Origin of the sequence: Schleiferia thermophila, from assembly GCF_003337435.1 — a bacterium.
In the GTDB taxonomy this organism is placed as follows: domain Bacteria; phylum Bacteroidota; class Bacteroidia; order Flavobacteriales; family Schleiferiaceae; genus Schleiferia; species Schleiferia thermophila.
Map to the genome: position 1 here is coordinate 1 of NZ_QPJS01000010.1, position 8,073 is coordinate 8,073.

The window sequence follows — 8,073 nt, forward strand, 5'->3', positions numbered from 1 at the left end:
AGCCAACCAGCACAAAACCGTTCCGAGCCTTCACCTTGCCGGGGTATGGTTAGCGGAAAACGGATTTAAGCCGGGCGATACGGTAGAGATCACCACAAGGGAAAAGCTTTTAATCATCCAACCCGTAAGCCGTGTGCAGGAAGAAATTACCGCATACAAAGAGGAGTTGCAAGCCATGAAACAACAACTAAAAAAAATGCTGTAAATGGACATACAAGAAATCAAATCCCGCCTGACCCTTGCCGAAGTAATAAAGCACTACGGATATAAAGCAGACAAGCACAACCGCATTAACTGCCCGTTCCATGATGACAAAACCCCAAGCATGCAGCTTTATTACAAAACGCATACAGCGTACTGCTTTAGCTCCAACTGCCGGACAAACGGTAAAAGCCTTGATGTAATTGATTTTGTAATGCACAAAGAAAACAGCAGCAAGCACGAAGCGATAAACAAGTGCAAAGAAATATTAGGTTATCAGAAACCCGACAGTAAAGAACGCTACCAACCTGAATTAAGCCGGGAACAGTTTTTGGGCAATATGTATCAATACTTCCGTAATGCGGTGCATAACTCCAAACCTGCAAAGGATTATTTACAGCACCGGAGCTTAGACCATAAGAAAACCGAAATCGGTTACAATGCGGGGCAGTTCCACCACGGAGCAAGGAAAGATGAAAACGTAATTGCCCGATGCCTGTAATATGGTTTATTGATAGACAAAGGCATTACCGGAAGAACCGGGGAAAAAGCCTACGGAGTTTTTGGCAAATGGTGTATATGCTTTGCCCTGAAGAACCGGGAGAATGAAGTAACAGGCTTATACTTCCGCAGTACGTTGAACGATAAGGAGAGCAAACACTTTTACCTGAAAGACCGCAAAGGACTTTATCCGAGCTATCCACCGAAAACCACAAAGAAACTGATATTGACCGAAGCGATCATAGACGGAGCAAGTTTATTACAGGTAGAAGCCATTGCAAAGGAATATGAAATACTAAGCTGTTACGGAACCAACGGACTAACCGGGGAACACCAGCAGGCAATCAAAGAGCTCCCGCAGTTGGAAGAAATCATATTCTTTTTTGACAACGACAGTGCCGGAAAAGAAGCGGTAAAGAAATACGGTGCAATGTTGCGGGCAGAATATCCAAAGCTAAAAATCACGAGTGCGGAACCGATAAACAAAGACATCAACGAAACCTTACAGGGACACGAAGAAAGCATATTTATAGAGCTACTGAACCAAAGAACAGCACTTATTTTTTCAAATGAGAAATCAGTTGAAAATAAAATAACTGAACAACCGAAAGAACCCAGGACAAGCACCGGCAACAGCATAGACTTTTTAAAGAGAAAACATTTACTGAAGAACCTGAATGCAGAAATCGGAAAAGCGGGAATAGTGGGAGAAGAAAACAGCCGTATGTTATTGTTCTTAATCATTATCAGTTATCTGAATAAAAATCCGTTACACGCATTGATACAGGGAAGTTCAGGAAGTGGAAAGACCAGGCTATTAAAGATTATCAGCTACCTGATGCCTGATGAAGATGTAAAGCGATACACCCGAGTAACCGACAACAGTTTTTACAACCAGGACGAATACTTTTTTGTAAACAAGCTGATATGTTTTGAAGACTTGGACGGACTGAAAGAAGATGCACAGCTTGCCGTAAGAGAGTTACAGAGCAACGATATACTAAGGACATCCACGAGTTTAAAAGACAAGAACGGCCAGATCACCGGAGGCGAAAGAATCGTAAGAGGACCGATAGCAAGTTTAGCCTGTACCACCAGAGGCGAAATCTATGAGGACAATATCAGCCGTTCATTCCTGATTGCAGTAGATGAAAGCAAAGAGCAGACACTAAAAATTATCCGCTATCAAAATGAAGTATCTGCAGGAATGATAGACCCACAAGAGCAAAAGAAAACAAGCCAGTTTATACAGAACTGCATTAGATTACTCAAACCCTATGAAGTCATTAACCCATATGCCAACAAAATACAACTGCCCGAATCAGCCCACAAGATTAGACGCTTAAACGAACTCTATCAAAGCTTTGTAAAGCAAATCACCTTACTGAACCAATACCAAAGAAAGCAGGACAAGCAAGGGCGGTTAATCACCGAAACAGCAGATTTACAAACCGCTTGTGAAATCCTCTTTGAAAGTATCGTGCTGAAAGTAGATGAATTAGACGGCAGTTTAAGACAGTTTTTTGAACGCTTAAAATCCCACCTGAAAGACAAAGAACAGGAGTTTACACAAAGAGAGCTTCGCCAATCCCTGAATATCAGCAAAGCCCAGTGCAGCCGATTTTTTAACCACCTGCAGGAGATGGAATACATCACGGCCAAGTACTCGGGAAACCAACGGAAAGTATGTTACAAAGTGGATTATTGGAACAACTACGCCAAAGTAAGGGCACAGATAAAGGACGATTTAATGAACCAAATCGAGGGACTCGATTCGCGAACACCTTTAAAATCAATTATAGAAGTGAGCAAATAGCAGGACTATAAACCAAGAAAGGAACAATACGGAACAATCTTGGAACAATCATTTTAAGTCCAAACCCTTTTAAATCAATGCTTTTAAGATAGAAATACTTCAACTGTTCCCTGTTCCAAAAAGTGTGTATATATGGGAAGACCTTCAAACATCATAGTAGTAACAGAAGCTTACCAAAAATTAGCCGAAAGCTTTTACCAGTACCAAAAGCGGTTGGGCTATGTAGAAAACAGCTACAAAGCAAGGTTCAATTACCTGAACGAGTTTTTACAATGGTTGGAGCAACAAGGACTTTTAGATATTACCCAAATCCAAGCCCCTGAAATCAACCGCTATTACAGTTACATCAGTTCACGGCCAAGTAAAAAAGACGGAGGGGCATTGAGCCAAAAAACAACGCACAGCCATATGCGGATTATCCGGGATCTGTTTGAAATGCTCTTTAGAAGCGGACAAATACCAATCAATCCCTGCAGTACGCTCAACTTTCCTTATCCCAAAATCAGTGAAGAAAGAACCGTATTAGACCAGGACGAAATCAAACAACTTTATCAAGCCACAGAAACCGCCCAGGAAAGAGCCATTTTAAGTTTAGCCTATGGATGCGGATTAAGGGTTGGAGAACTCGTAAAATGCAATATTGAGGACATTAGATTAAGAGAAAAAATACTGATAGTGCCACAAGGCAAAGGCAATAAAAGAAGAGTTGTTCCAATGAGCAGCGGAGTATCCAAAGACTTAGCCAACTACTATTACAACGAAAGGGACGAGCTGACCAAAGGAAGAGACTTTAAACCCAATCAAAATGCATTTATGCTGCACTCCAGAGGCGGAAGAATGAACAAAGACACCTATAACAAGCACTTAAAAAAACTGATAGAAAGAACCGGAAACCTTGAAATGAAAGAAAAACAAATCACTGTTCACAGCCTTAGACACTCGATAGCCACGCATCTTTTAGAACAAGGAATAGCAGTAGAACAAGTCAGAATGTTTTTAGGACACAGTCAATTAGAAACCACACAGATTTACACCCACATCAGTCAAAAGCAATTAGAAGATTTAATCAGTTGATTTTTTTCTTTCATCTGAAAAAACCGAAGGATATGAATTTACGAACCTATTTAGAACAAGAATACAGCCCGACCTCCATCAACAGTTATGAACTGATGATAAACCGCTACATCTTGGCAATGGGGGACCGAGCGTTAAAAAATCATCCGGGGGATGATTTTAGCGAAGGGGCCAGCTTGCAGGGAGGCGCAGAGAAAGGAACTTATACGGACGTTTTGGACTATATCGGACTTTTGCGGGAACAGGGCTTACACCCCAAATCACTAAGAAACAACCTGTTTGCAATCAAAATCTACTATCGGTATTTAGTGGCCATAGGAAAACGCAACGACCACCCTTGCAGATATTTATACCTGAAAGACCAAATAAACCGAGCCATCCAAGTAGAAAGCCTTTACCCCAAAGAAATATTAGAAGAACTTTACGAAACCCACCAGAGCAAAAACCCGGACAATCAGAACAGAGATAAAATCATTATCAGTCTACTCATTTACCAAGCCTTGACAGTCCTTGAAATATCCCAACTCAACACAAGCGATATCGACCTTGAAAACGGAACCATAAAAATCAAAGGAAATGTAAAGAACAAAGGCAGAATATTGAGTTTAAAGCCCAAGCAAATAATGTTGTTCCACAACTACTTAAAGCACGATTACAAACGCTATCAAAGGAGACAGAAGCCCAGTAAACGGAAGGATTATTTTTTGCTTGGTGACGAAGGTTTACAGCTATGGGCAGGCGGGATAAACCGAATGATCAACCGGGACAGGAACGAGCTTGAAAAGTTAATCCCACTCAAAATAAGACAGTCCGTAATCGCCCATCTACTCAAAGAAAACAATGACGTTAGAATCGTTCAGGAGTTCGCAGGACACCGCAGAGCTGCAAGTACAGAAGCCTACAAACAAACAGGATTAGAAGAACTGAAATCAGCCATTGAAAGACTGCATCCACTCCAATAAAAAGAAATCCATCCCACGAAAGCCCACCCACGGCCAACGCTCACGCTCCGTAAAACTCCGCTGCCAACGCAGGAAAAGCGGTGTTCCGCCTTCGGTCGTCAGCAAATAAAACCGCCAAGCCGTCAATGCACATTTTTAGGAAGTGTTTATTTTTTTAAAGGCCTAAAAAAGAGCCTTGCCGCCCTTCGGGTGCTCCGTAAACTCCGCAGCTTGTCACTTTTATTGCGTTCCTCAATCAGTTGTCACGGCAGGCTACTTTGTCTGCTTTTGCCGCTTCTCTTCACTCCGCTAAAGCTCCGTTCCGTTCAGCCGCAACGCATCCACCGCCTGCCATAATTTTGCTCGCCTGCGGGTCGCTGCGGGCTGCGGCTTGACTTTGTTTGATTGCCTTCCCGATGCTCCGCTACTCTACGATCGGGACAGGCCGGCAGGTAGGTAGCCCTTGTGTAGTGCGCTCCGTTGCACTCCGCTTCCTACATATGCCATCCCCCGCAGTTCGTTCCTCACTGCTCTCGGTCTGGCACCCTTGCTCCACTCGCAGGGCGGCTCGCAACCTCCGTTCGTACCTCTCTCCGGTGGCTTGGTCACTGTCCGCAATCCGTTCCGTTACTCTCCACTCATTGCAGCCATTGCCCAGCCGTTTTAGCCGCAGGCGCTTTTTCCTGCCTTACGCACTTATCCAACCCACAGGAACCCCGACAGGTAATAAAATGGACATCCTTGGAAAACCAACCAAAAACACAACAAAAAGAAAAGCAAAGTTAGGCTTGCATTGGCTCGGCCCGTCAATGTCAAGCCCTTCGGGTTTTGGTAAAAAAATCTCCACCCTACCGGGTAGTATTTTTTTACCAAAAACCTTGACTGTCCGGCCATGCCGCCAGTGGAGCAGCTTTCTTTTTTTTCTGTTTTTTTCTTTGTGGAAATGTTTATTAGGGGGAAATGAAGCGGATTTTTTTCTTTCAAATGAAATAGCTGTAAGAACTGAAAAGGCATCAGTTCCCTGCGGGGCTTTTTCAGATGAAAAAAAGAAAATATCAGGTGTTTTTATTATCTTGGTGGCCTGAAATAAAAAGATATTTTGGAATCGTTCTTTGATTGGGAAACCGTGTAGGGAAAAGTGGGGATAGGGTAAAAAAGCGTGCAGAGGTTTTTAAGTGTCGATCCTATGCACTCCGAGCGAAGTTGGTTAACGCCATATAATTACGTGCAGAATAATCCAGTGAATCTTATTGACCCTACCGGGATGATAGATGTGGATCCAGACCCTCCGGGAGGACGTTTGCCGGAAGGGAATCCTAATTATGGTATACCTCAATTTCCAGAAGGTGGTCTTGAAGGCCCTCCTCAAAAAATAGAACTTCCTACTAAACCTACTCCGGAAGTTCCAAGGGGGATAGACCCAAGCAATATTCCATCGAGAACCCCGGCAGATGTGCCAGTTGAGACGCCTGCAGAAAATAAAGTTGATTGGGGTAAAGTCACATCGGGAACGATTACAGCAATTGGTGGTGGAGCTGCAGCTGTATTTGGAATTATGGGAATTATCAGTGGTGTTGCTTCACCAGCGGGTGTTGCCGGAGTTACTTTTGGTGTTCCAACTATGGGGCTTGGTATGGCAACAATGATAGATGGCTTTCAGGGAGGCAAACAGTCGTTCCCCAGCGGACCTTTGGAAGCTACGGACATTGGTTTTGGTGGAGATGGATCTATGGGACAAATATTAGATGTTTTCTCAGGGGGATTTCCTCGTAATGCAGCCTCGGCCTTGTTTATGGGGTATGGACTTTACAACTCCAATATAGGGCGGGCAATGCTTAATCCACCACTTATTGCCCCTCAACCTCCTTCAGGTAGTATGCCTTATATCGCTCCCAGAGATAACACAAATGTTGCAATGCCAATAATCAGGTTTTAATATGAAAGCATATCGTTTTAATCATAAGTCACAAACACAAACGTATTCGTTTTTAACGGTTGTTGCTGTCGTTTTGGGTTTTTTGATCTTCATGGGGATGGAGGAATATAACTTAAGCAAAGAGGTTGCGTATTTAATTGTAGTTGCTCTTTCCGGTGTTTCTGTTCTTTCTGCAATAAAGAAAGCAAGCAAACGAATCGAGGAAGTAATGATTGAGGAAGATGTATATACGTTTTATTTCATGAATAAACTCAAGTCCTCGGTTAAAATTCCACGGAAAAAGGTATCTGTGGTAGTAGACAAGGACTTTGTCGAGTTCAAATATCTGACAGGAGAATTTATTGGAAGAGCCGAGCGTAGCGCATTAGAAAAGTCGTATAGCTGGGAGGATTTGCTTGAGAATATAGAATAAAGACGAGACAATTTCCACAACCATTCTATATTAAAAAGGGGTTCGAGAAAAGTATGGTAGGCTATAGCTGGCTGTGTTCGAACCATGTTTACTCCTGTTTTATATAACAGGAGATTTTTCTTTTTTCATGGGCTGTTTAAGGAGGTCTTGTATTGAATCCCCGTCCATAATCAAAGGTACGGGTTTATCGGTTTTAAATTGGTATGGACTTTCCAGATGTGTTTTTGGGGGTTGCTTGTCTTTTGGGGGGCACCCTGTACACATGTGGGGGTAGTATCTTGGAGCTTGGTATTGGTTGTTTTTTGTTGTTATCGTATCTTTTGTTTGTGCGGCCAAAGCAGATACCATAAACAAGCAGAACAGCGTATATACCTGTTTTTTACAAAGCATAGGTTTTTCTGTTTTTAATTTCCCGGATCACAGCATCGAGATTAAAATACACCTGTTCTTTTTCCTGTTCGGAGAACTCGCGTAGTTCTTTAAGCCGTGAGACCATTTTAGGGTCTTTAAGCAGGTTGTCATCTTCTGTTTCACCGAGCAGGTAACCTACCGTGGTATTTAGTAGAGTGGCCAATTTTTTGGCTGTTTCAATGGATGGTGTCATCTCGTCACGTTCATAGCGGGAAATCACGGACACCGATGTATTGAGTTTATTGGCCAGTTCAGTTTGTGAAAGCCTTTTTTCTTTCCTGAGTGCCGCAATTTTTTTACCGAATGAGATCATATGAAATAACCTTAAAAGGCTTGTTATGGCCTTGTTTTGTTGTGTTTCTACAAAAATACGAACCTCATGCGATAAATAAAAATTGTTTGCGATTTGGTTATTTTGTTTGATTGGATTAATTTTGACCGAAAAAGGTTCAATAATTTTTTTCATCATGAGCAGAAAACGCACCATAACGCTTCAAACACGCCACCACGATCGCGCCCACGGAGAGTACAAAAAAGCCCCGTGGCTGAATATAAGCGGGCTATGGTTGGAAAAACTCGGTTTTCATGCCGGGGATAAGGTAGAGATCACCATGCGTGAGAAATTACCAATCATCCAACCGGTGGAACAGGTGGCGGAAGATCAGGAGGATTATAAGGCCAGGTTCGAAGAAGTGGAACGCGCACTGAAAAAGCTGTTGTGATTGAGATACAGGAAATCAAAAACCGCTTAACCCTTGCAATGCTCCTGCAGCATTACGGC

General features: G+C 42.8%; 10 protein-coding genes. 9 read left to right on the top strand and 1 reads right to left on the bottom strand.

The genetic code is table 11. The features are described 5' to 3' along the window. From DES35_RS11095 to DES35_RS11130, 8 genes are all read left to right on the top strand, one after another. The coding region (locus DES35_RS11095; protein ID WP_114366589.1) for a SymE family type I addiction module toxin at positions 1-205 on the top strand (205 nt) is incomplete at its 5' end. Next, positions 206-703, top strand: a complete 498-nt coding sequence (locus DES35_RS11635) for a CHC2 zinc finger domain-containing protein (RefSeq protein WP_211306557.1) — start codon at positions 206-208, stop codon at positions 701-703. Positions 704-712: 9 nt separating this feature from the next. Next, on the top strand, positions 713-2,518 hold the full coding sequence (locus tag DES35_RS11105) for a toprim domain-containing protein (protein ID WP_211306558.1): 1,806 nt from the start codon (positions 713-715) through the stop codon (positions 2,516-2,518). 132 nt (positions 2,519-2,650) lie between these two features. After that, positions 2,651-3,592 (top strand): tyrosine-type recombinase/integrase, encoded by a 942-nt coding sequence (locus DES35_RS11110; protein WP_114366590.1) that lies wholly within the window; start codon positions 2,651-2,653, stop codon positions 3,590-3,592. A gap of 32 nt (positions 3,593-3,624) precedes the next feature. Next, the gene (locus DES35_RS11115) at positions 3,625-4,554 is read left to right on the top strand and encodes a tyrosine-type recombinase/integrase (RefSeq protein WP_114366591.1); all 930 of its coding nucleotides are present in this window, start codon (positions 3,625-3,627) and stop codon (positions 4,552-4,554) included. A 710-nt stretch (positions 4,555-5,264) separates the two neighbouring features. Next, a complete protein-coding gene (locus tag DES35_RS11120) occupies positions 5,265-5,618 on the top strand; it encodes a hypothetical protein (RefSeq protein WP_125039483.1) in 354 nt (117 codons plus the stop codon). Positions 5,619-5,692: 74 nt separating this feature from the next. Further along, complete coding sequence (locus DES35_RS11125; RefSeq protein ID WP_114366593.1) at positions 5,693-6,469, top strand: RHS repeat-associated core domain-containing protein; 777 nt, start codon at positions 5,693-5,695, stop codon at positions 6,467-6,469. Between the two features lies 1 nt (position 6,470). Next, the gene (locus DES35_RS11130) at positions 6,471-6,881 is read left to right on the top strand and encodes a hypothetical protein (RefSeq protein WP_114366594.1); all 411 of its coding nucleotides are present in this window, start codon (positions 6,471-6,473) and stop codon (positions 6,879-6,881) included. Between the two features lie 379 nt (positions 6,882-7,260). Here DES35_RS11130 and DES35_RS11140 read toward each other — a convergent pair whose 3' ends face one another. Continuing rightward, the gene (locus DES35_RS11140) at positions 7,261-7,605 is read right to left on the bottom strand and encodes a helix-turn-helix domain-containing protein (RefSeq protein WP_114366597.1); all 345 of its coding nucleotides are present in this window, start codon (positions 7,603-7,605) and stop codon (positions 7,261-7,263) included. A gap of 82 nt (positions 7,606-7,687) precedes the next feature. Here DES35_RS11140 and DES35_RS11145 point away from each other — a divergent pair, with 82 nt between their 5' ends. Then, a complete protein-coding gene (locus DES35_RS11145; RefSeq protein ID WP_211306559.1) occupies positions 7,688-8,014 on the top strand; it encodes a SymE family type I addiction module toxin in 327 nt (108 codons plus the stop codon). The last annotated feature ends 59 nt before the right edge of the window (positions 8,015-8,073 follow it).

Bases quoted from the DNA above. Each gene is read 5' to 3' on its own strand.
- DES35_RS11635 (WP_211306557.1), top strand. From the start codon at position 206: ATGGACATACAAGAAATCAAATCCCGCCTGACCCTTGCCGAAGTAATA.
- DES35_RS11140 (WP_114366597.1), bottom strand. From the start codon at position 7,605: ATGATCTCATTCGGTAAAAAAATTGCGGCACTCAGGAAAGAAAAAAGG.
- DES35_RS11110 (WP_114366590.1), top strand. From the start codon at position 2,651: ATGGGAAGACCTTCAAACATCATAGTAGTAACAGAAGCTTACCAAAAA.
- DES35_RS11115 (WP_114366591.1), top strand. From the start codon at position 3,625: ATGAATTTACGAACCTATTTAGAACAAGAATACAGCCCGACCTCCATC.
- DES35_RS11120 (WP_125039483.1), top strand. From the start codon at position 5,265: ATGGACATCCTTGGAAAACCAACCAAAAACACAACAAAAAGAAAAGCA.
- DES35_RS11130 (WP_114366594.1), top strand. From the start codon at position 6,471: ATGAAAGCATATCGTTTTAATCATAAGTCACAAACACAAACGTATTCG.